This is a genomic window from Guyparkeria halopsychrophila (assembly GCF_044582135.1).
In the GTDB taxonomy this organism is placed as follows: domain Bacteria; phylum Pseudomonadota; class Gammaproteobacteria; order Halothiobacillales; family Halothiobacillaceae; genus Guyparkeria.
Genome location: NZ_JBDODP010000008.1, coordinates 72797 through 93779, shown reverse-complemented (window position 1 = coordinate 93779; position 20983 = coordinate 72797). Strand labels below are relative to the sequence as shown.

Genomic DNA, 20983 nt, shown 5'->3' with positions numbered 1-20983 from the left:
ATGACCCTGCTCGACAATCCGGCGCGCCAGGTCCGGATAACACTCGAGGCTCCCCTTGTCGGTCCAGATCTCGTAGGGGGCGAACAGGAGGCGGCGGGCCCACCAGCCGCCCGGGTTGCGCGCCAGCGTGAAGAACGCCGCCCGCAATGGGCGGTCCGGTTCGAGGCCACGCCGGGCCAACACGTCGAGTACCCGCTCGGTCGAGCCGGGCCGGGGGCCGTCGTCGAAACTGAGCATGACGGGATAGCCGTCGGCCCTACTCTTGATTGGCTTCATGGCCGCATCATGGCGTGAATCGCCCCGGGGGTCACGTCATGCCGCCATCGACGGCGATCACCTGCCCGGTGACATAGGCTGCGCCCTCGCCGGCCAGAAAACCGACCACCTCGGCGACCTCTTCCGGACGACCGGCGCGCCGCATGGGAATGTGATCCTTGACGGCATCGGCCGCCGCCGAGCCCTCACTCATCGGCGACTCGATCAGGCCGGGCGCGACGGCGTTAACCAGCACCCCCCGAGAGGCCACCTCTCGCGACAACGCGCGGGTCGCACCGATCAGCCCCGCCTTGGCCGCCGAATAATTGCTCTGACCGCGGTTGCCGATCAGGCCACTCACCGAGGCGATATTGATCACCCGCCCCCAACGCGTGCGGATCATGGGCAGGAGCACCGGCTGGGTCACGTGATGAAAGCCGTTGAGCGAGACATCCACGACCGCGCGCCAGCGCGCCGCGGACATCCCCGCCAGCGGCCCGTCGTCGTGCATACCGGCGTTATTCACCAGCACCTGCACCGGACGCTCGGCAAGAATCGGTGCCAAGGCCGCCTCGACCGCCTCGGGGTCGGTCACATCGAAGATCACCGGCTCGGCGTTGCCTCCCGCGGCGCGCAACTCCACGGTCAGTCCCTCAACCCGCTCGGCATTGCGGTTGGCATGCAGCAGCAGGTCGAATCCGTCGGCGGCGAGTCGTCGGGCGATGGCTGCCCCGATCGCCCCGCTGGCCCCGGTGACCAGCGCCAGTTTTCTTGGCGACGTTTCCTTGTTATTCATGGGCTTGCTTTCATCACTTGGGTTGATAGCTCAGGTCGAGACCACTGGTCTCGTCGAAGGGCAGCGGAAACTCGCATGGCTCACCCCGGACCATGGCCTCCAGCAATGGCAGTAGCCGCCCGGCGGGCACCTCCCGGCGCAGTCGTTCCCAGGCCGGGTCGGCCATGCCGGGATCGCCTCGGTCGGTTTCGGCGGCCAGCTCGAGGGTCAATTGGTCCGCATCCCCATCCTGTGCCGGCTGGATGACCAACGCGATGGCGAGTGGCTCGGAGATCGGCTCGGCCTGATGCATCGGCTCGGGGAACGGCAGGTCGTAGACGACCAGCAACACCGGTCGGTTCCCGAGGGTGGCCTGCATCGCCGCCTCGAGCAGCCCGACCGCGGCGGTCTCGTTGTGGGCCGCAATCGCGGTCGCGGGTTCCTGCGCGCCCACCGAAATCGACCAGTAGCCCGAGGCGGCGTTATGCACGGAATTATGGAAGCGAATCGGCGAGATCATGGGCTCCGGCTCGGCCAACGAGGCACAACTCTGGCTCAGCACCTCGGTATCGCCGGTCGACGAGGCGAACACCATCGGCAATGTGGCCGGGTCGATCCCGGCGGCCTCGACGGCTTGCCAGCAGGCCATCATCGCCAGGCGCGTGCTCTTGCCGGCACGCCGCCGCTCGGTGCGCGGCAGTCGGTCGGCCTTCAGCGCCCGCCCCAGTTCGGCGAGCGGCATGTGACCCGGCTTGGCTCCGGTTCGCAAGGCATCCCGCGCCTCGCTCCAGTCCGCCAACGCGGCGCCGACAAAGCCGATTCCGCTTATCGATAGCTTCATGCGTTTTCCTCCGGCCGACCGAACAACAGGCTGCAATTGTTGCCGCCGAATCCGAACGAGTTGGTCATCACCCGGGACGGGCGCCGATCGCGATTGCCCAACAGGTAGTCGGCCGTGAAGTCCGGATCGACCTGCTCGGTGTTGAGCGTACCGGGCAGGAAACCGTGTTCGATGGCGAGAGCCCCGGTCACCAGGCCCGTGATGCCGGCTGCGCCGAGCGTGTGCCCCGTCCAGCCCTTGGTCGACGAGCAGACCTGCCCCGGCCCGAACACGGACTCGAGCGCGCGGTCCTCGGCGGCATCGTTCACCCGACTGGCCGTGCCATGCAGGTTGACGTAGTCCACCGATTCCGGCGAGAGCGAGGCGGCATCCAGGGCGCGGCACATCGCCAGTTCCGCCCCCCGCCCCTCGGGGTGCGGGGTCGACATGTGATGGGCATCGACGCTCTCGCCGACACCGAACAGGCAAAGCGCTGCCTCGCCGCGGTCGGCCTCAACCATGGCGAATCCGGCCGCCTCGCCGATGGAAATGCCATCCCGGGTCGCATCCCCTGGCCGACACGGGCCGGTTGAGGTCAGTTCAAGCGAGGCGAACCCATACAGAGTCGTCAGGCAGAGACTGTCGACGCCACCGACCACGACCGCATCACACAGTCCCGTGGCAATCAGGCGTTGCGCACTGGCAAACACCTTGCCGCTGGACGAGCAGGCCGTGGACACGGCATAGATCGGCCCCTTGAGGCCGAGGCGTTCGCGCACGAACCGGGGGGCGGAGGACAACTCGTGCGTGTTCGCGTAGTGCAGCGGACTGGGCAGGGCCCCGGTCTCCGGGTCGCGCGCGCGAAAGGCCAGTTCGGTATGCAGTATCCCCGAGGTGCTCGTGCCGAGGACCACGCCGATCCGCTCGGCACCGTGGCGCTGGACTGCCGCCGCCACCGCCTCGGCAAACCCGTCCTGCTGCAGGCCCAGTTCGGCGAGCCGATTGTTACGACAGTCGTAGTCGGCGAGATCACCGGGGAGGGAGACGGATTCGAGATCCGCCACCCGCCCAATCCAGGTCGGCAGATCGACGTCGAGGAAATCGCATGGCGCCAACGCACCGCGCCGGTCACGCAGCGCGTCCAGCAAGGCCCCCTGCCCCGGCCCGGCCGCCGTGGTGGCGGTCAGGGCCGTGATGCCGAGTCGGGGTAACCGCGGCGGCGACGGATGGACGGACGGCAGGCTCATGGATCCACCTCTGGCGATCGGTCAATGGAGGAGAGGCTCGTGCCTCGCTCGGATCGTGCCTCGACCGGATGTCGCACCGAGAGCCGGTTGGCGGAAATCCAGGCGAAGGCGGCGGCCAACATCGCGCCGCCGACCACGTCCCAGACCACGTGCTGGCCGATGGCCAGGGTGGAATACACGATCCCCAGCGCCCAGAGCGCCGAAAGTCCGCGCCAGAAGGCAGGCATGCCGATCGCGCGAATCAGGCGATCCATCCAGAAGGCACTGAACAGGGCCGTGGCGACATGCAGGGAGGGGAACGCGTTGCCGGCGCTGTCGACGGCGGCCAACCAGGCAAAGGCCGGTTCGCCCGCCCACAGCCCCGGATCACGCTCGATGCTGGTGGGAAAGGCGAGAAACACCGCCAGGCCGGCCAGACACAGCACACTGATCGCCACCCCGTAACGCACCAATGTCGTCCGATCCGGCATCAGGGCCGGGACGAGGGATACATATACCCACAGCGAGGCATACAGGTAGAAGAAGTCGGGCTGGAACAGGACCTGATGGTCGATCCAGGTTTCTGGCATGACCACGGGCTCATCCCGAGGCGCGTTGAGCAGGTAAAAGTAGGCGATGAAGAACAGGGTCATCAGCACGGTGGTGCCCAGCCCCTTCAGGAGCCAGCAGCAGGCGAACCGCCGGACCAGTTCCCGCCACCATGTCTCCCGACCCGTCGCCGCGCCATCACCTCCTCTGTCGTCCGATGCCACCCTGACTCCACCTTGTCTATTCGGTGATCCGTTGATCCACCGTTGCTAAAGGAAACCCTTCACGATTCGATAGTGCCTCTGCGGGACCGCCAAGGGCCCAGTTGCAAGGCGCAGTCCGCCGTGAATGGCGGGGATCCTTTACAAGGACTGCAACGCCGCAAATGGGTCCCTGGCGGCCCGCCCAAAAGGGGCTCGCGGGTGTGCCCGCACTCGGCGTTGCCGCCCCTCGCCGGGCAATGAGCCCGCCTTCGGCACCGCGCCTTGGTTGCGCGAACAAACCCGCGAGCAAGAGGCGCCATCGAATCGTGCAGGGGTTCCTCAAGCGCGCGACTATCGCACGGCCCGACCTTGGCGTTCAAGCAAGGCCAACCAGCGCGCCGGTCAGTAGACATCACCGACCAGCGAATGGTTCGCCACAGCAACGAAGTTGACGCGACCTGCCCGGACTCCGATCATATCGACCCACTGCCAAGGCCGTCAGGATGTGACCGGCCGGCGTGAACCCCGACTACCGATCATCGCCACGAAGGCCGACCGCATGCACGCCCAGGACGCTACCTCCTCCCCCTCCCGCCCCCCTAGCGATGCCCATCACGCCAAAGCGATCGCCACGGGTGGCTATTGCGACGTGTTCGTCGTCGGCGGCGGGCCGGGCGGCTCGACCCTCTCCACCCTGCTGGCCCGCAAGGGACATGACGTGGTGATGGTCGAGAAGGAACATCATCCGCGATTTCACATCGGCGAATCGCTCCTCCCGGCGAACCTCGAGCTGTTCGAGACCCTGGGCGTGGCAGACGAGATCGCCCAGATCGGCATCGACAAGTGGGGGGCCGAATTCGTCTCGCCGGAGCACGATCACACCCAGCACTACAATTTCGGAGAGGGCTGGGACAAGTCCATGCCCAAGGCCTACGAGGTCGAGCGGGCCGAGTTCGACCGCATCCTGTTTCGCAACGCCGCACGCCACCAGGTGCGTACCTTCGAGGGCACCAAGGTGGTCGACATCGAGTTTCACGATGCCGCGCGCAACGACGATCAGGGACGCGAGTACCACGCGACCATCACGACGCAGGCCACCCAGGATGACGCCGGCACAAAGCAGACATGGCATACGGCCTTCGTTGCCGATGCCACCGGGCGCGACACCTTCCTCGCCAACCGCCACGACTGGAAGCGCCGCAGCCGCAAGCACAACAGCGCTGCCGTGTTCGGCCATTTCCGCAACGCCGTGCGCAATCCGGGCACGACCGAGGGCAACATCACCCTGTTCTGGTTCGACCACGGCTGGTTCTGGTTCATCCCGCTCAAAAACGGCGTCACCAGCGTGGGCATGGTCACCTGGCCGTACCACATGAAATCGCGCCAGGGGCGCTCGCTCGAGCAGTTCCTGTACGACAACATCGACACGGTCCCGGAACTCAAGCGCCGACTGTCGCAGGCATCCCTGGTGCGCGACGTGCAGGCGACGGGCAACTTCTCCTACTCGGCCGATCGCAGCCACGGCAAGCGATTCATCCTGGTGGGTGATGCCTTCATGTTCATCGACCCGGTCTTCTCCAGCGGCGTATTTCTCGCCATGCAAAGCGGCGTATTCGGCAGCGAGGCGATTGACACCGTGTTGCGCGAGCCGGCGCAGGCCGATCAGGCCTTGGCCCGTTACGATCGCCAGGTGCGCCGGGGACCGAAGGAATTCTCCTGGTTCATCTATCGCATCACCAAGCCGGTCATGCGTGACCTATTCATGGCACCGCGCAACTTTTTCCGCGTCAAGGAAGCCCTGATCTCACTGCTCGCGGCCGATATCCATCGGGGCACCCCCATCTGGCGCTCGATCCGGATACTCAAGGTGATCTACTACCTCACTTCGCTTGGGCGGTTTCGCCGCGCCGTGGCCGACTGGCGCGCCCACCGCCGCAAGGTTCGCCCACTGACCAACGAAACCGACACGCGGTGATGGCGGTCGATCAACCGACATCCGCCATGTCACCCGAGCCCCTTGAGCGGCGATTGGGGGCGATTGGCACGCCCGGCAGCCATCTCGAGGCGTTTCCGGGGTGTCTCGGGACCTTGCCGCTAGCCGTGCTTGACGGCAATGTCGAGGACCTCCTGGAGGGATTCCTTGCCCCGGGGACGGTCACCACCCGACACCACGCCGACGAATGCCTGGCCCGCGCCGAAGGCTGGCTGTTCGGCAGCATCCCACTGGATGAAACTCACGGGCTCACCCAGGGGACCGAGACCGCGTACCGACAACTATTCGCCCGTCTCCATGGCGAGAACACGCCCCACCTGTGGCGGGTCTGGCACTACATCCCCGCGATCAACGCCATCGACACGACCACCGGCCTCGAGCGCTACCGCCTGTTCAATCAGGGCCGGGCAAACGCCTTCGAATGGGCCAAACAGGGCCCCGCCCGGTCTGCACCGGCCGCCTGTGCGCTAGGCAGCCCCAGCGGCACTACCGGCCGCGTGATCTACCTCGCCGCCGACACCCCGGCCGAGCGGATCGAGAACCCGCGCCAGGTGAGTGCCTGGGACTACCCCGAACGCTACGGCCCGAAAAGCCCGCTGTTTGCGCGAGCGGCGCTGGCCCGGGGCAAACGACATGACTGGTTGTTCATCTCCGGTACCGCCTCGATCGTCGGCCACGAGACCCGTCACCACGGTGACGTGGCCACTCAAACCCAGGAGACGATTGCCAACCTTGAGGCCGTGCTACGGGAGGCCAACGGCAAACGACGGCAGGGTGAGCGCCCATTTGCCTGGGATGCTGCCGGCCTGCTGCGGATCTACCTGCGTCATCCCGAGCATCTGTCGCTAGTCCGCGAGCAGATCGACGATTTGCTCGATCGGCGCGCGAGTCGGGTCTATCTGCAGGCCGATATCTGCCGCGAGGATCTGCTGGTGGAAATCGAGGCGACCTTGCGCCAGCCGCGGCACGGGGCCGAGGCAAGCCGGGACACCTGGCCGGAACTGTGAAAACACGACTGACAGGTTTCGTGCGCGCCGTGCATCGGATCCTCGCCGGACCGTTGGGACACGGCGGGCTGGCGCTGCTGCTGATCGGTTGGATGCCGATCGCGCTGGTCATCGTCTTCCTTCCGCGGCCTACCCGCAGGGCGGCGGCGCGCCAGATGATCCACCACGCCATGCGGGCCTATCGGCTCTGGCTCACGCTGATCGGCGTCTTGCGCATCGACAGCCGGGCGCTCGACACGCTTCGGGATGCCCCCGCCGGGGTGATCGTGGCCAATCACCCCTCGTTGCTTGACGCCCTGATCGTCCTCTCGCATGCACCCAACGTCGTCTGCGTGATGCGCGCCGGCCTGTTGCGCAATCCATTGTTCGCCCTGCCCGCACGACTGGCGGGCTACCTGCCCAACGACCACCCGGTCGAGATGATGCTCGGTGCGCGCGAAGCTATCCGCAACGGCTGTCACGTGCTGCTGTTTCCGGAGGGCTCGCGCAGTCCGACCGGCACTGACAAGGCCACCGGCCCGTTTCACCCGGCGCCGTTCATGCTCGCCCGCCGAGCACGTGCCCCGCTGCATGCGTTCGTGTTCCGTTACGATCATCCCTTGCTCACCAAGGCACTGCCGGTGTGGCAACTCCCAGTGCTGCCGGTCCACTTGCACGTCGACGCCCTGCGCAACATGCCAGACGAAACGCGCGATCACGGCCCCCATCAGGCGGCCCTTGACTGGCAGCGTTGCTTCGAACGACAACTCGGTACGCCATGAACGTCTCCAACACCCCCTCCGTGCAACCACTGATCCTGATCCCCTGCTACGATCCGGGCCCACGGATCGAGAACACCGTGCGTGATGCCCTGGCTCATGGGGACGGCCTTCCGGTGTGGGTTGTCGATGATGGCAGCGAACCGGCCACCCGCGAGCGACTGGCTCGATTGGCGACGGAATACGAGCGGGTGCAGGTGCTCCACCATGAAACAAACCAGGGCAAGGGGGCCGCGATCCTTACCGGCATCCAGGCGGCGCGCCAAGCGGGCTTCACCCACGCCCTGACCCTGGACGCCGATGGTCAGCACCCGTCGGAAAGCCTTCCTGCCTTCATCGCGTGCGCTCGGGAACACCCCGATGCCCTGATCCTCGGCCGGCCGGTGTTTTCAGCCGATGCCCCGGCGCTACGGGTTCACGGCCGCAAGATCTCGAACTTCTGGGCCAACCTGGAAACGGTTTGGGCGGGGATTGGGGATTCGCTGTTCGGTATGCGCGTCTACCCGATTGATGAGTTGATCGCGGTGATGGAGGGCACTCGCTGGATGCGGCGTTTCGATTTCGATCCCGAGGCCGCCGTACGGCTGGTCTGGTGCGGCGTCACCCCGGTGAATGTCGACGCCCCGGTGCAATACTTCAATGCCGAGGACGATGGCGTGTCGCACTTTCGCTACGGGCGGGACAACCGGCTACTGATCTGGATGCACCTGCGGCTGATGGCCGGCTGGCTGCCGCGGTTACCGAAACTCGTTCTGCAGCGCATCAGAACGAACCGAAAGTAACGGTTTGTAGACAGACACCTGCTCGATCCATCTCGATCCGTTCTCAGGTATTTTGGCCCGCATCACGAGCCGGTTCACGTAGCGACATCAGTTCGGCCATCGCGCTCGACTCATGGTCCGATCGCCGCTCGAGCCCCGCAATCACCCCGCCGCGGTCGACGGCCGTCTTGTTCTGGCCCAGCTTCTCGATGCCCTCGATCCGCTCGGGCAACAACTCGATGCCGACGATCGCCGCCTTCATCCCGGCAATCTGGCTATCGGGCAGGTGATCCCAGTCAAACGGCTCACCCCCGATCCGGTCCTGGTGGGTATCGATCAGATCATGCAGGTGCCGATCAAGCCAGTCCGGATCGCCCTCACCGGCGAGTCGGACCGTACCGCGCACATGAACCGCCTGGTAGTTCCAGGTCGGCACACTCGTCTCGCGCGCATCGACGTACCAGCGCGGAGAGACATAGGCATCCGGGCCGGTGAAGATCAGGATCGCCTGGGCTTCCCCACCGTCGGCCAGCGCCTTGGCCACCGGGTTCGCTCGTGCCAGGTGCGATTCGAACCGCCACCGCTCGGGCTGCGCGATCTCGCCAAAACGAAGAAAGGGCAGATGCACGCATCGCATCTGCCCTTCATTGGCCAGCACCAGCGCGGCGAACGGGTGGCTTGCCACCACGTCGGCCAGTACCGCCGGGTCGTCCTGGCGGAATTGCGGCGGGATGTAGGTCCCGGCCGTCACCGGCTCACTTCACGCCGATCTGCGAGAGATCGCGCACCGCGCCCAGCGAGGCCGAGGTGGTCAGGGCCGCGTAGGCCTTGAGCGCCTGGCTGACGTAGCGCTCGCGGTTGACCGGCTTGTAGGCGGCATCACCGCGCTCGACCATCTTCTCGCGCCGGTGGGCCATGTCGGCATCGCTGATATCCAGGTGGATCGTGCGCTCGGGGATGTCGATCACGATCGTGTCGCCCTCCTCGACCAGCGCGATTTCACCGCCGGAGGCGGCCTCCGGTGAGGCATGACCGATGGACAGCCCCGAGGTCCCACCGGAAAAACGCCCGTCGGTCAGCAGCGCGCAATCCTTACCCAACCCCTTGGACTTCAAATAACTGGTCGGGTAGAGCATTTCCTGCATGCCCGGCCCGCCCTTGGGGCCTTCGTACTGGATCACCACCACGTCGCCCGCCACGATCCGGTCGTCGAGAATCGCCTCGACGGCGGCATCCTGCGACTCGAAGACACGAGCGCGGCCGGTGAACTTGAGGATGGATTCATCCACGCCGGCGGTTTTCACAATGCAGCCGTCGCGGGCGATGTTGCCGAACAGCACGGCCAGACCACCGTCCTTGGAATAGGCGTGTTCGTAGTCGCGAATGCAGCCCTTGGACCGATCGATGTCCAGACTCGGCCAGCGGGTGTCCTGCGAGAACGCCGTCTGGGTGGGGATACCGGCCGGACCGGCCAGATAACGACTCTTGGCCTCGTCGCAGGCCGTCTCGCGGGCGATATCCCAACGGTCGAGCCCATCCTTCATGGTCTTGCTGTGCACGGTCGGGATGTCGTTGTGCAGCAAACCGGCCCGATCGAGCTCGCCCAGGATCGCCATTACGCCACCGGCGCGGTGCACGTCTTCCATGTGGTACTGCGCCGTGCTCGGCGCGACCTTGCACAGGTGCGGGATCTTGCGACTCATGTGGTCGATGTCGGTCATGTCGAAGGCGACCTCGCCCTCGCGCGCCGCGGCCAGCAGGTGCAGCACCGTGTTGGTCGAGCCGCCCATCGCAATGTCCAGCGCCATGGCGTTCTCGAAGGCCTCGCGCGTGGCGATCGAACGCGGCAGCACGTCAGCCGCGTCGTTCTCGTAGTATTCCTTGGCCAGGCGCACGATCTGCCGACCGGCCTCGAGGAACAGTTCACGGCGATCGGCGTGCGTGGCCAGCAACGAGCCGTTGCCCGGCAGCGACAGACCCAGTGCCTCGGTCAGGCAGTTCATCGAGTTGGCCGTAAACATGCCCGAGCACGACCCACAGGTCGGGCAGGCCGACCGCTCGATCTGCGCGAGCGTCTCGTCGGAGACCGAATCGTCGGCCGCCTTGACCATCGCATCGACCAGGTCGAGCTTGATCACCTCGTCGGAATCCGGCGACAGGCGGGTCTTGCCCGCCTCCATCGGCCCGCCGGAGACGAAGATCACCGGGATATTCAGCCGCATGGCGGCGTTGAGCATCCCCGGGGTGATCTTGTCGCAGTTGGAGATGCACACCAGCGCGTCGGCGCAGTGGGCATTGACCATGTACTCGACCGAATCGGCAATGAGGTCGCGGCTGGGCAGCGAATACAGCATGCCGCCATGGCCCATGGCGATACCGTCGTCCACGGCGATGGTGTTGAATTCCTTGGCGATCCCGCCGGCCTTCTCCACCTCGCGTGCCACCAACTGACCCATGTCCTTGAGATGGACGTGCCCCGGCACGAACTGGGTGAAGGAGTTGGCGATCGCAATGATCGGCTTACCGAAATCGTCGTCCTTCACGCCCGTTGCACGCCACAGGGCGCGGGCACCGGCCATGTTGCGGCCATGGGTGGTGGTCTTGGAACGATAATCGGGCATGGATCGGGTCTCTGAAAACGGTGGGTTCCGGTCTTAGCCGGTGTCTTATTCGATGATGTCGACCAGCGCGCCTTCCCGGACGCGGTCGAACAGGGTAATCACGTCCGCATTGGTCATGCGCACGCAACCGTGCGAGGCGGGACGACCGATGCGTCCCTCCTCCGGGGTGCCGTGGATGTAGATGTAACGCTGCTTGGAATCGACGTTGCCCCCCTGATTGACGCCAGGTTCCAGGCCTTGGAGCCACAGGATGCGGGTGGTGACGTCGTCGCGGGCGGCGCGCTCATCCGGGCCTTTCAGCACCTCGGCCAGTTCACCGGTCGGCTGCCGACCACGAAAGATCATGCCGCGCGGGGCGTCGGCGCCGATCTTCTCGTCCACCCGATGCAGTCCCAGCGGCGTCTGCAGGCTGCCTTCCTGGTTGCCGGTGCCCCGTTCGGCAGTCGACACCGGGAAACTGCCGACCAGTGCCCCGGCTTCGAACAGGTAGAGATGCTGACTGGAGACATCCACGACCAGGGCCTGCTCACCCGTTTCGGCAGTGGCGGCTAGTCGCTCGGCCATGGCGGTGGCCGAACGCAGTACGCGATCGGGTAATGTCGTCTCATGCGCACTCATCGATGATCTCTCACCGGTCGAGGCGACCGCGGTCGCAGCACCCGGCCCCAGGGTGACGAACAGGGCCAAGGAAAGGGCGAACGAGCATGCCGCGAGCCATGCACCCGCCGGCCGGCTACTGGTCATTGTAAAGACCGACGGAAACGATATCGCGGGAGCGACGTGACGCCCCGGCCGCGCCGTTTTCCTGGTCACGAGCGCTATCGGCACGATTGCTCGCCAGGTTGTCGAGGTAATCGCCGTCAATGTCGTTGGTGACGTACTCGCCGGTGAAGCAGGAGCAGTCGAACTGTTGCAGGGTCGGGTTGCCCAGGCGCACGGCCTCCTTGAGGTCCTCGAGATCCTGGTAGATCAGGTCATCGGCACCGATCGCATCGCGAATCGCCTCGACGTCACGGTTATGGGCGACAAACTCGTCCGCCGCCGGCATGTCGATCCCGTAGACGTTCGGGTAGCGCACCGCCGGGGCCGCCGACGCCATGAAAACCTTCTTGGCGCCCGCCTCGCGAGCCATGCGGATAATCTCGCTGGAAGTGGTGCCGCGCACGATCGAATCGTCGACCAGCAACACGTTCTTGCCTCGGAATTCCAGGTCAATCGCGTTGAGCTTCTGGCGTACCGAGCGTTTGCGCTTGGCCTGCCCCGGCATGATGAAGGTCCGCGCGATATAGCGGTTCTTGACGAAGCCTTCGCGGTACTTGAGGTTGAGATTGACCGCGATCTCGAGTGCCGCCGTCCGACTGGTGTCGGGGATCGGTATCACCACGTCGATGTCGTGGTGGCCCCAATCGCGCTGAATCTTCTCGGCCAGCATCTCGCCCATCCGCATGCGCGCCCGGTACACCGACACGTCGTCGATGATCGAGTCCGGGCGCGCCAGATAGACGTACTCGAAGATGCAACTCGTGTACTGCGGGTCATCGGCACATTGACGCAAGGTCACCTCGCCGTCACGCGAGATGTAGATGGCCTCACCGGGGGCCAGATCTCGCACCAATTCGAACTCGCCCGCCTCGATGGCCACCGATTCCGAGGCGATCACGTACTCGGTGCCGTTTTCCGTCTCCCGCTTGCCGTAACAGACCGGCCGAATGCCGTGCGGATCACGGAAGGCGAACACGCCTTCGCCGACGATCATGCCGATCACGGCATAGGCGCCACGGGCACGACGATGCACATTGGTGATCGCGGCAAACACGTCATCGGCAGAGGGTTGTGCCTTGGCGATCGCGCCCAGCTCGTGGGCGAAGACGTTGAGGAGCACCTCGGAGTCGGAGTTGGTGTTGAGGTGGCGCCGATCCTCGGCCACCACGGCTGCACGCAACTCGTCGACATTGGTGAGGTTGCCGTTGTGCCCCATCGCGATACCGAAGGGCGCGTTGACGTAGAACGGCTGCGCCTCGGCAGAGGAATCACAGCCGGCGGTCGGGTAACGGACGTGGCCGATCCCCATGTTGCCCATCAGCTGGCGCATGTGACGGGTGTGGAAGACGTCCTTGACCAGACCGTTTTCCTTGCGGAGAAAAAGCCGTTCCTCGTCGCAGGTGAGGATGCCCGCCGCATCCTGACCTCGGTGCTGAAGGACGGTCAGCCCGTCATACAGCGCCTGATTGACCGGCGATTTCGCCACCATCCCAATAATGCCGCACATGCGTCAAACCACCTCGGTGTGTAACCGTGCAAAAAGTCAAAAAGCCTCGGCTCGGGCTTTCCCGCCCGAGGCCGAAACGGCGACGCCGGAGCAGTCGTCTGACCGTTCCGGCGCGATTCGGGAGATCCCCGAAGGCGGCACGCATCCCGCACGCCACCACGTTCTTGAAAGATTGATTGTCACCACTGCACGTTGCGGGCGACGTCCGCCGGCATAATCGCCAGCAGCCATTCGGACACCACCTGGAAATGCGGTATCAGCGTCGATGCCTGCCACCAGGCTTCCTGCGGAAAGGCCGTGAACCCGCCCAGAACCAGCAGCCCCGCGACGATCAGCACGCCGCGCAACAGGCCGAAGACCATGCCCACGGATCGATCCGTGCCCGACAGGCCGGTGGTTTCCACCAGTTTCGAAATCGCCCAGTTGATGATCCCACCCAGGATCAGCACCACGATGAACAGGGCCACGAAAGCAATCGCCACCCGGGCCGACGGAATGTCCACCGCGTCGGGCACCAGGACCGCCGCGGTCTGAGAGAACGCCAGCGCGATGCCGAAGGCGGCCAGCCAGGTGATCAGCGAGATCACCTCCTTGACGAATCCACGCACCAACGCAATCGCCGTGGAGATCAGGACGATCGCTAGCAAGATCCAGTCGACCATTGTCATGACAGTCTCCCTGTCATGCCAAGCACGCGAGTCCCGGCGTCAATCACTTGGTCATCACCAGTCCGTCCCGACCGATGCGCTGGCGCAGCCGCTCGGTGGCCTCGCCGGCCAGGTCACGGGTGGCATACGGGCCGACACGCACCCGCCAGACCGTGCCCTGCTCCGAGAACAGCGGCGTGACCGACACGTCGAATCCCGAGGACTCGACCGATTTGGCCAGGGCGCGGGCATTGCGCTCGTCGGAAAAGCTGCCCAACTGGACCACGTACTCACCACTGGCCGAGATTTCCGGGAGATTTTCCCCTGACGACGCCGAGTCTCCTTCCGACTTGGCGGCCTCGGGCGATTCGGTTGGCGCAGCGTCCGCGGAGGCTTTCGAATCGGCGTCCGGCTCAGCCGGCGACTCGGCCGGAAGGTCATCAGTGGCCTCGGCGGCCCTCGACCGATCGTCGGCGCTCTCCTCGGCAGCGGAAGCCGCCTCGACCGCGTCCTCGTTCGGGGCAGGCGCCTCCGACTCGGTCGGATACGGGATCGTTTCGCCCCCTTCGCGGGCCTCGATCGGGGTCTGATCAGGGAACAGCGAGGTCGGCGGGTTTTCCAGCGGCTCGCCCGTCTCACCCGGCGGCTGGGGGACCTCGATACGGTCCACGCCTTCCACCGTGGGTTTTTCCGGCGCCGGCTGCACCCTCAGGCTGTCGATGCCACTGCCATCGAGCCAAAGCGGCAACAACAGGACAGCCAGCGCGACCACCACCGAGGCACCCACCAGGCGTTGGCGGAAGCGCGATTCGGTCCAGCTTGATTCGATTTGCTCTGCCACGGCGTCCTCTTTGCAACGGGGGCGGTACGACCACTTGGCGTCAATGCCCCGCATTCTCTCGCGTATCCAGTCGCGCCCGCAATGGACCGACCACGTGGAACGAACCAAACACCACGATCTCGTCCCCTTCGCGGGCCTCGGCAAGCGCGGCATTATACGCACCGACCAGGTCGGCTTCACGGTGCACACGTGCCACACCGGCTTGAATCAAGGCCCCCTCGATGCGACGCACAGCCGCCGCCCGTGGTTCCCCGAGCGGGGCAACCCACCAGGCATCGAAACAACCAGCCAAGGTGTGAACGACCGCTTCGATCGGCTTGTCATCCAGGGCCGAAAACACGGCAAGGCGTCTGCCGACAGGGGGATTGGCCAGCGCCACGGCCAGCGTGCGCGCCGCCTCGGCATTATGAGCCACATCGAAGATCACCGTCCGCCCGTGGTCGATAAATCGCTCCAGACGGCCCGCCAACCGCACCCTCGCCAGTCCCCGCCAAACGGCCTCATCCGGGATGGCAAGCGGGCTGCGCGGGTGTTGCAACAACACAACGACGCCCGCGGCGTTATCCCACTGGTGACGCCCCATCAGCGCCGGTTGTGGCAGGCAGACGGTCTGCCCGTCACGTACCAGGCCGAAGACCGGCCGAATTTCTTTCTCCAACGGCGGATTCTCCGACGGCGAACAGGTCGCCGAAACTGAGAAATCCTTACCGAGAGACAACAAATCAGCGCCAACCCTTCCGGCCGTCTCCCGGACCGCCTCGACGGGCTCCGGATCGACATATACCGCCGGCTGCCCAGCGCGCAGGATACCCGCCTTCTCGCGGCCGATGGTCTCGCGCCCATCCCCCAACCAGTCCTGGTGGTCGAGGCCGATCGCCGTGATCAGGGCAAGGTCGGCATCCAGGGCATTGACCGCATCCAGGCGACCACCCAGTCCGACCTCGAGCACCCAGACATCGACGCCCGACACGGAAAACACCAGAAAGGCCGCCACCGTGAGCCACTCGAAATAGGTCAACGCCCCGCTGTCCGGATGGGCGTCGATGCGCTCAAAGGCACGCACCAGCACGGCAGACTCGACCATCTCGCCGTCGACCAGAAAGCGTTCGCGCACATCCACCAGGTGCGGCGAGGTGTAACTGCCAACGCGATAGCCGGCTGCACGGCAGACGGCAGCCGCCATCATCACGCTCGAGCCCTTGCCGTTGGTACCGGCGACGGTGATCACGCACGCCTGGGGTCGATCGCCCAACAGGTCGCGGGTGATCCGCCGGCAGCGCTCGACCCCCGGCTCGATCCGGTTGGGGTCGCGCTGCAACAAGGCCTCGAGCCAGTCGTCAACCGAGCGGGTCACGGCTTCACGTCTCGACTTGGCCGTTGATGGGTAGCTTGCGTGGCGACAACCGTTGTCACGAAGCCGCGCGAGTCGTCTCGCGAGGGATATCCTTTTTCTGCAGATTGGCGACCAGCAAGGCGATCGTCTGCGGTAGCTCCTCACGGGCCACGATCATGTCGATCGCACCATGTTCAAGCAGGAACTCACTGCGCTGGAAACCCTCGGGAAGCGTTTCGCGCACGGTCTGCTCGATCACGCGCGGACCGGCAAAGCCGATCAGGGCATTGGGCTCGGCGATCTGCACGTCGCCGAGCATGGCAAGCGAAGCCGAGACCCCGCCCATGGTCGGGTCGGTCAGCACCACGATGAAAGGCAACTGCTTTTTCGACAGGCGGGTCAACGCCGCCGAGGTCTTGGCCATCTGCATCAACGAGAACAGCGATTCCTGCATGCGCGCGCCACCCGAGGCAGTAAATACCACCAGCGCACAGCGGTTCTGGATGGCCGCCTCGACGGCCCGAACGAACTTCTCGCCGACCACCGAGCCCATCGAACCGCCCATGAAGGCGAAGTTGAAGGCCGCGGCGATAACCGGCACACCATCGGTGCTGCCACGCATGACCACCAGCGCGTCGCGTTCGCCGGTCTTCTTCTGACTGGCGCTGATGCGATCGCGATACCTCTTCTGGTCGCGGAATTTGAGGATGTCCACCGGCGAGAGCTCGGTGAACAACTCCTCGCGACCAGTGGAATCGAGAAACGCATCCAGCCGTTCCCGCACGGCAATGCGCATGTGATGGCCGCACTTCGGGCAGACCTCGAGGTTGCGCCGCAGCTCTTCGCGGTAGAGCACGGCGTCACAGCCGTCGCACTTCACCCACAGTCCTTCCGGCACACCGCGCTTGCCGGCGCTCTCCGTGCGGATGCGTGATGGAATCAGCTTGTCCAGCCAGCTCATGCTCGAACTCTCCCAGGATGATGTCGATCTTGTGGCGGCCCAACACCAACGTCACGTTGGGCGGCCCTCGCAGTGGTATGTCCCGTGTCCAGGCTAGGTGCGCGCCGTTTCCAAGGCTGAGCGCAACTCGGCGAGAAAGCCGCGCACGGTCTCCAGCACCTGGGCGTTCACACCGCCGGCCGCCGTAGCCTGCTCGTGGATCAGTCGGACGATCGCGCTGCCGACGATCACCGCGTCGGCCACCTGGCCCACCTGCCCGGCGGTCTCGGCATCGCGAATGCCAAAGCCGACGCCCACCGGCAATGCGCAGGCCCCGCGGATGTCTTCAAGCTGCGCGGCCAAGGCATCCGTGTCCAGATTGGCCGCCCCGGTGACGCCCTTGAGCGACACGTAGTACACAAAGCCCGAGCCCTTGCTCGCCACTTCGCGGGTACGCCCCGCACTGGTGGTCGGCGCGAGCAGGAAGATCGGGTCCATGCCCCGCTCGCCCATCGCCGCGACCAGCTCGTCGGCCTCTTCCGGCGGCAGGTCGACCGTCAGGACACCGTCCACACCGGCCGAGGCCGCCTTGTCGACGAAGGCACTAACGCCCATCGCCTCGATCGGGTTCTGATAACCCATCAGGATCACGGGCGTTTCGGCGTCACGTTGACGGAATTCGGCCACCAGGTCGATCACGCCGCGCAGCCCCAGGCCGGATTTCAAGGCGCGTTCGTGCGCCGCCTGGATGACCGGGCCGTCGGCCATGGGGTCGGAGAACGGCACGCCGATCTCGATGGCATCCGCACCGCCCCCGACCATCGCGTGCATCAGCTCGACGGTCGTGCGCGCGTCCGGGTCACCGGCGGTAATGTAAGGGATCAACGCGGCACGATTCTCGCCTTTGAGGCGTTCGAAGAGGGGCGCGAGTCGGCTGGCGGATTGCTTGGTCGTCTCACTCACAGTTCGATCCCCTCGAGCTTGGCCACGGTGTTGATGTCCTTGTCGCCCCGGCCGGACAGATTCACCAGGATGCGCTGACCGCCCCGCTCCTCGGCCAGCAGCCGCGCATGGGCCACGGCGTGCGCCGATTCGATCGCCGGAATGATGCCCTCGCAGCGCATCACCTCGTGGAAGGCGGCCATGGCCTCGTCGTCGGTGATCGCGGCGTACTGCACCCGACCGATGTCCTTCAACCAGGAGTGTTCTGGCCCCACGCCGGGATAGTCGAGCCCGGCGGAGATCGAGTGCGTGCCAATGATCTGGCCGTTGTCGTCTTCCATCAGGTAGGTGCGATTGCCGTGCAATACGCCGGGGCGCCCGGCGGTCAGCGGGGCGGCGTGCCGACCGGTCTCGACGCCGTCGCCACCGGCCTCCGAGCCGTGCAGCTCCACCGACTCGTCGGCCAAAAACGCATGAAAGATGCCGATGGCGTTCGAGCCACCACCCACACAGGCAACCACCTGGTCGGGCAACTCGCCGGTCTTCTCCAGCATCTGCGCGCGGGCCTCGCGGCCGATCACCGACTGGAAGTCCCGCACCATCATCGGGTACGGGTGCGGACCGGCAACCGTGCCGATGATATAGAAGGTGTCATCAACGTTGGTCACCCAGTCGCGCATCGCCTCGTTGAGCGCGTCCTTGAGCGTGCGCGTACCGGAATCCACCGGCACCACCTTCGCGCCCAACAGTCGCATGCGGAATACGTTAGGGGCCTGGCGCTGAATGTCGTCAGCGCCCATGTAGACCACGCATTCGATGCCCAGGCGCGCGGCGACGGTGGCCGTGGCCACGCCGTGCTGACCCGCGCCGGTCTCGGCGATAATGCGGGTCTTGCCCATGCGCTTGGCCAGCAGGGCCTGACCGAGGGCATTGTTGATCTTGTGCGCGCCGGTGTGGTTGAGATCCTCGCGCTTGAGCCAGATCTCGGCGCCGTAGGCCTCCGACAGACGCTTGGCGTGGTAGAGCGCGGTAGGCCGACCGACGTAGTCACGCAGGTCCGACTCGAATTCCTCGATGAAGCCCGGGTCGTTGCGATATTTCTCGTAGGCGGCGGTCAACTCCTCGATCGGCCCCATGAGGGTTTCGGCGACGTAGCGGCCACCATAATCACCGAAGCGCCCGCGTTGATCCGGGAAGCTCGCGTAATCGACCGGCGCGCCAGTCGCCCCGACGGTCGCCTTACTGTTCGTCTCGGGCATGCCCTACCCCTCGCATGAATGCATGAATTTTGTCGGCCGACTTGATGCCCGGCGCCTCTTCGACCCCACTGGAGACGTCCACGGCGTAAGGCGACAGTGTGGTTATTGCCTCGGTCACGTTCTCGGGCGACAGGCCGCCCGCCAGTATCCAGGGTCGGCGGTCCCGGCCATTGTCCCGCGGCCAGCGACTCCAGTCGAAGGTATGACCGGTGCCGCCCAGCCCGCTGACGGCATGGCTGTCGATCAGAAAGCCGCGCGCCGTATGGTGGTCCTGCATGACCCGGCGACGCACCTCATCATTTAGATCGGCACTGACCGCCTTGATATAGGGGCGCCCGAACTGCCGGCAGAACCGCGCCGTCTCGCTGCCATGAAACTGCAGCAGATCCGGACCGACCTGGTCGACTACCGTCTCGACCCAGTCGACACTCGGGTCGGCGAACAGGGCCACCGTCTGCACGAAGGCCGGCACCCGAGCCACCAGGTTTCGAGCGGCCTCTACCCGAATGGAGCGCCGACTGGCGGGCACGAACACGAAGCCCAGCGCATCGGCCCCGGCGGCTACGGCGATCTCGACATCGGCCAGGCGCGTGATTCCGCAGATCTTGACCCGTGTGCGGCTGGTGTCCACCGGTTTCTCGGCCCTCGTGGGAAAGATGACGTTAAGAAAGACAATAGGGGCCGCGGATTCTAGCAGGATTCCGGAAGGCTCTCGACTCCCCGCGGGGCCGCGCTGACACGTCGAGTGGACAAACGCATCCGTTTGACGTCAGCCCACCTGCTCGAACAGCGGCCGGCGCGGCTGGGTCGGCAGACCGAAAGCGGCTGGATACTCGACCCCCGTCAGATACAAGCCATCCGCCGGCGCGGTGATGCCCGCGGCCTCGCGATGGCGGGCCGCCAGCGCCTCACTGATCCAGTCGACCGGACGTTCGCCCGTCCCCACGGCAAACAGGCTGCCCACGATATTTCTGACCATGTGGTGCAGGAACGCATTCGCCCGCACGTCGATGAACAGATACTCACCCTGGCGGGACACCGCGATGCGCTCAACGGTCCGCACCGGGGAATGCGCCTGGCAGTCCTTGCCTCGGAAGCTGGAGAAATCGTGCTCGCCCAACAGACGATCGGCGGCGGCCTGCATGAGCATCTCGTCCAGTGGCCGATACCACCAGCTCAAACGCCCCGCGGCAATCGCCGGTCGGGTGGATCGATTGATCAGGCAGTAGCGGTAGTCGCGGGCCGTGGCGGAGAACCGCGCGTGAAAGGTCTCGTCCACCTCCTGGACCCACAGGGCGGTGATATCACGCGGCAAGTGCTGCATGGTGCCCATCTGCCAGCCGTAGAGTGGCCGCTCGACCTCCACGTCGAAATGGATCACCTGCCCGGTCGCATGCACCCCGCGATCGGTACGGCCCGCACAGACCACCTCGACGGGGCCATCGGCCACGCGACTGATCGCCCGCTCGACGCGCTCCTGCACGGAATCGCTGTGCGACTGACGCTGCCAGCCGTGATAACGCCCGCCATCGTATTCGACCCCCATGGCCAACCGCATGCCCCACTCCCCTCGAATTGCTTTCGCTCAAGCCCGTCCGTTAGGACGGGAGGCGAGATGATACCGATTAACCCAACGGCCGCCACGCAGGCATGACCCACTCTGTATAAGTATCTCGCAACGTACTGATATTACAGGCAGGCACGAACCCACGTGCTAGCATCCAATCTATAGGAATTACCACGCGGGTTTCATATATTAGCGTTTACTGATAGAGTCCGCGTTC

The 20983-nt window shown here is 65.4% G+C and carries 21 protein-coding genes; 4 read left to right on the top strand and 17 right to left on the bottom strand.

Translation table 11 applies throughout. From position 1 onward, the window contains the following. The 5 genes from ABGV18_RS05195 to ABGV18_RS05175 form a co-directional block, all read right to left on the bottom strand. The coding region (locus ABGV18_RS05195; RefSeq protein ID WP_396585109.1) for a polysaccharide deacetylase family protein at positions 1-276 on the bottom strand (276 nt) is incomplete at its 3' end. A gap of 31 nt (positions 277-307) precedes the next feature. Then, the gene (gene fabG / locus ABGV18_RS05190; protein ID WP_396585108.1) at positions 308-1051 is read right to left on the bottom strand and encodes a 3-oxoacyl-ACP reductase FabG; all 744 of its coding nucleotides are present in this window, start codon (positions 1049-1051) and stop codon (positions 308-310) included. 13 nt (positions 1052-1064) lie between these two features. Continuing rightward, a complete protein-coding gene (locus ABGV18_RS05185; protein ID WP_396585107.1) occupies positions 1065-1871 on the bottom strand; it encodes a beta-ketoacyl synthase chain length factor in 807 nt (268 codons plus the stop codon). Beyond that, entirely contained in the window at positions 1868-3097 is a 1230-nt protein-coding gene (locus ABGV18_RS05180; RefSeq protein ID WP_396585106.1) for a beta-ketoacyl-[acyl-carrier-protein] synthase family protein, read from the bottom strand. Before ABGV18_RS05180 ends, ABGV18_RS05185 begins: the two co-directional genes overlap by 4 nt. Continuing rightward, positions 3094-3849 (bottom strand): phosphatase PAP2 family protein, encoded by a 756-nt coding sequence (locus tag ABGV18_RS05175; RefSeq protein ID WP_396582219.1) that lies wholly within the window; start codon positions 3847-3849, stop codon positions 3094-3096. Before ABGV18_RS05175 ends, ABGV18_RS05180 begins: the two co-directional genes overlap by 4 nt. A gap of 538 nt (positions 3850-4387) precedes the next feature. Here ABGV18_RS05175 and ABGV18_RS05170 point away from each other — a divergent pair. Genes ABGV18_RS05170 through ABGV18_RS05155 form a run of 4 tightly spaced genes read left to right on the top strand, consistent with a single transcriptional unit; the run spans position 4388 to position 8368 of the window. Next, entirely contained in the window at positions 4388-5803 is a 1416-nt protein-coding gene (locus ABGV18_RS05170; protein ID WP_396585105.1) for a tryptophan 7-halogenase, read from the top strand. A 26-nt stretch (positions 5804-5829) separates the two neighbouring features. After that, positions 5830-6828, top strand: coding sequence for a chorismate transformation enzyme, FkbO/Hyg5 family (locus tag ABGV18_RS05165; RefSeq protein WP_396585104.1), 999 nt, complete (start codon positions 5830-5832; stop codon positions 6826-6828). Next, entirely contained in the window at positions 6825-7589 is a 765-nt protein-coding gene (locus tag ABGV18_RS05160; RefSeq protein WP_396582216.1) for a lysophospholipid acyltransferase family protein, read from the top strand. The genes ABGV18_RS05165 and ABGV18_RS05160 overlap by 4 nt, the downstream gene beginning before the upstream one ends. Further along, on the top strand, positions 7586-8368 hold the full coding sequence (locus ABGV18_RS05155; RefSeq protein ID WP_396585103.1) for a glycosyltransferase: 783 nt from the start codon (positions 7586-7588) through the stop codon (positions 8366-8368). The genes ABGV18_RS05160 and ABGV18_RS05155 overlap by 4 nt, the downstream gene beginning before the upstream one ends. Positions 8369-8411: 43 nt before the next feature. On the opposite strand, the gene ABGV18_RS05150 is transcribed toward ABGV18_RS05155, so the two are convergent. From ABGV18_RS05150 to truA, 12 genes are all read right to left on the bottom strand, one after another. Then, entirely contained in the window at positions 8412-9098 is a 687-nt protein-coding gene (locus tag ABGV18_RS05150) for an FMN-binding negative transcriptional regulator (protein ID WP_396582213.1), read from the bottom strand. 4 nt (positions 9099-9102) lie between these two features. Further along, positions 9103-10968, bottom strand: a complete 1866-nt coding sequence (gene ilvD / locus ABGV18_RS05145; protein WP_396582212.1) for a dihydroxy-acid dehydratase — start codon at positions 10966-10968, stop codon at positions 9103-9105. Between the two features lie 45 nt (positions 10969-11013). Next, positions 11014-11586, bottom strand: coding sequence for a L,D-transpeptidase family protein (locus tag ABGV18_RS05140; protein WP_396585102.1), 573 nt, complete (start codon positions 11584-11586; stop codon positions 11014-11016). Positions 11587-11701: 115 nt separating this feature from the next. Then, on the bottom strand, positions 11702-13237 hold the full coding sequence (gene purF / locus ABGV18_RS05135; protein WP_396582210.1) for an amidophosphoribosyltransferase: 1536 nt from the start codon (positions 13235-13237) through the stop codon (positions 11702-11704). 179 nt (positions 13238-13416) lie between these two features. Continuing rightward, positions 13417-13905, bottom strand: coding sequence for a CvpA family protein (locus ABGV18_RS05130; protein ID WP_396582209.1), 489 nt, complete (start codon positions 13903-13905; stop codon positions 13417-13419). 43 nt (positions 13906-13948) lie between these two features. Then, positions 13949-14725 carry an SPOR domain-containing protein gene (locus tag ABGV18_RS05125; protein ID WP_396585101.1) on the bottom strand — a complete coding sequence of 259 codons (777 nt, stop codon included), beginning with the start codon at positions 14723-14725 and terminating at the stop codon, positions 13949-13951. 40 nt (positions 14726-14765) lie between these two features. Next, entirely contained in the window at positions 14766-16079 is a 1314-nt protein-coding gene (locus tag ABGV18_RS05120; RefSeq protein ID WP_396585100.1) for a glutamate ligase domain-containing protein, read from the bottom strand. A gap of 55 nt (positions 16080-16134) precedes the next feature. Next, the gene (accD, locus tag ABGV18_RS05115) at positions 16135-17019 is read right to left on the bottom strand and encodes an acetyl-CoA carboxylase, carboxyltransferase subunit beta (protein WP_396582206.1); all 885 of its coding nucleotides are present in this window, start codon (positions 17017-17019) and stop codon (positions 16135-16137) included. A 93-nt stretch (positions 17020-17112) separates the two neighbouring features. Continuing rightward, positions 17113-17961 carry a tryptophan synthase subunit alpha gene (gene trpA, locus ABGV18_RS05110; RefSeq protein ID WP_396582205.1) on the bottom strand — a complete coding sequence of 283 codons (849 nt, stop codon included), beginning with the start codon at positions 17959-17961 and terminating at the stop codon, positions 17113-17115. Then, entirely contained in the window at positions 17958-19199 is a 1242-nt protein-coding gene (gene trpB / locus ABGV18_RS05105) for a tryptophan synthase subunit beta (RefSeq protein WP_396582204.1), read from the bottom strand. Before trpB ends, trpA begins: the two co-directional genes overlap by 4 nt. Continuing rightward, a complete protein-coding gene (locus ABGV18_RS05100) occupies positions 19180-19830 on the bottom strand; it encodes a phosphoribosylanthranilate isomerase (RefSeq protein ID WP_396582203.1) in 651 nt (216 codons plus the stop codon). Before ABGV18_RS05100 ends, trpB begins: the two co-directional genes overlap by 20 nt. A gap of 138 nt (positions 19831-19968) precedes the next feature. Next, positions 19969-20757 carry a tRNA pseudouridine(38-40) synthase TruA gene (truA, locus tag ABGV18_RS05095; RefSeq protein ID WP_396582202.1) on the bottom strand — a complete coding sequence of 263 codons (789 nt, stop codon included), beginning with the start codon at positions 20755-20757 and terminating at the stop codon, positions 19969-19971. Positions 20758-20983: the final 226 nt, after the last annotated feature.

Bases quoted from the DNA above. Each gene is read 5' to 3' on its own strand.
- fabG (WP_396585108.1), bottom strand. From the start codon at position 1,051: ATGAATAACAAGGAAACGTCGCCAAGAAAACTGGCGCTGGTCACCGGG.
- ABGV18_RS05185 (WP_396585107.1), bottom strand. From the start codon at position 1,871: ATGAAGCTATCGATAAGCGGAATCGGCTTTGTCGGCGCCGCGTTGGCG.
- ABGV18_RS05180 (WP_396585106.1), bottom strand. From the start codon at position 3,097: ATGAGCCTGCCGTCCGTCCATCCGTCGCCGCCGCGGTTACCCCGACTC.
- ABGV18_RS05170 (WP_396585105.1), top strand. From the start codon at position 4,388: ATGCACGCCCAGGACGCTACCTCCTCCCCCTCCCGCCCCCCTAGCGAT.
- ABGV18_RS05165 (WP_396585104.1), top strand. From the start codon at position 5,830: ATGTCACCCGAGCCCCTTGAGCGGCGATTGGGGGCGATTGGCACGCCC.
- ABGV18_RS05155 (WP_396585103.1), top strand. From the start codon at position 7,586: ATGAACGTCTCCAACACCCCCTCCGTGCAACCACTGATCCTGATCCCC.
- ilvD (WP_396582212.1), bottom strand. From the start codon at position 10,968: ATGCCCGATTATCGTTCCAAGACCACCACCCATGGCCGCAACATGGCC.
- ABGV18_RS05140 (WP_396585102.1), bottom strand. From the start codon at position 11,586: ATGAGTGCGCATGAGACGACATTACCCGATCGCGTACTGCGTTCGGCC.
- purF (WP_396582210.1), bottom strand. From the start codon at position 13,237: ATGTGCGGCATTATTGGGATGGTGGCGAAATCGCCGGTCAATCAGGCG.
- ABGV18_RS05130 (WP_396582209.1), bottom strand. From the start codon at position 13,905: ATGACAATGGTCGACTGGATCTTGCTAGCGATCGTCCTGATCTCCACG.
- accD (WP_396582206.1), bottom strand. From the start codon at position 17,019: ATGAGCTGGCTGGACAAGCTGATTCCATCACGCATCCGCACGGAGAGC.
- trpB (WP_396582204.1), bottom strand. From the start codon at position 19,199: ATGCCCGAGACGAACAGTAAGGCGACCGTCGGGGCGACTGGCGCGCCG.
- truA (WP_396582202.1), bottom strand. From the start codon at position 20,757: ATGCGGTTGGCCATGGGGGTCGAATACGATGGCGGGCGTTATCACGGC.